The following is an 885-nucleotide window of genomic DNA, read 5'->3' as shown; positions in this document are numbered from 1 at the left end:
GCGAGCTCGTCGGCGATCGCGGTCTTGTAGCCGGCGAAGGGGTCCAGCGCCGCGACCTGCACCCCGGCACGGAAGTCGGCGCTACGGTCGGTGAGCCAGTCGGCGTAGGCCTTGCCCGAGCGGCCGGGCACCAGGTCCAGCAGCCGGGCGCGGACCTTGCCGTCGGCGTCGCGGGTCAGGTCGACCATGCCGGTGAGCTCCTTGGGGCCACGGCGCCGTGGGTCGACGTGATGCCACAGGTGCTCATCGACCCCGAGGCTGACGACCCCTTCGAAGCGGGACTCATCGGCGGCCAGCTCCTGCAGGCGGGGCTGGATGGCGCGCCACAGTGTCTTCCAGTCCACCCCCAGCTGCCGGGCGAGTCCTTCGATGGTGGCGTGCTCGCGGCGTAGCTGACCGATCGCCCATCCCACCGCTCTGCTCGTCAGCGAGACTCGAGGTTCCACCAGGGCGGGGACTTGCTCGACGAACGTGCCCTTGGGGCAGTCCGGGTCGGGGCAGCGCCAGGTGCGCTGACGCCAGATCACCCGCACCGGCACGATGCCCGGCACGTCATGCAGCTCGCGACGTCGCCGTCCCCGGCTCGGTGCCACCACCCCACAGTCCGGGCAGCCCATCAGCCGCCAGGGCGTGGAGACAGTGACGGTCAACAGCGCGTCGGTACGCTCCACGGCCTCCACATGGAGCTCGGGGATGCCCAGGAATGTGTCGCAGCGGACGCAGGGATCAGTGGTGGGCGCATCACTGCACCCCGTAGCGTTGGTCAACGTCGAGGTCCTCGGAACGAACGGTTGCTTGGTCGCTACCGATCATCGAGGACCTCGACCCATACCCGCCCTCAACTACCGCCGCGAGTCCCGCTCCCCACCAGAAGTCCGAAGAGCC

Annotated in this window: 1 protein-coding gene; it reads right to left on the bottom strand. The window is 69.8% G+C overall.

The features are described from left to right. Positions 1–767 (bottom strand): helix-turn-helix domain-containing protein (locus M3148_RS16905; RefSeq protein WP_251305897.1); only part of this gene is annotated, 767 nt, incomplete at its 3' end. Positions 768–885: the final 118 nt, after the last annotated feature.

It is taken from the genome of Georgenia satyanarayanai (genome assembly GCF_023715365.1).
GTDB lineage: Bacteria > Actinomycetota > Actinomycetes > Actinomycetales > Actinomycetaceae > Oceanitalea > Oceanitalea satyanarayanai_B.
This window is presented reverse-complemented; position numbering and strand designations above follow the sequence as displayed.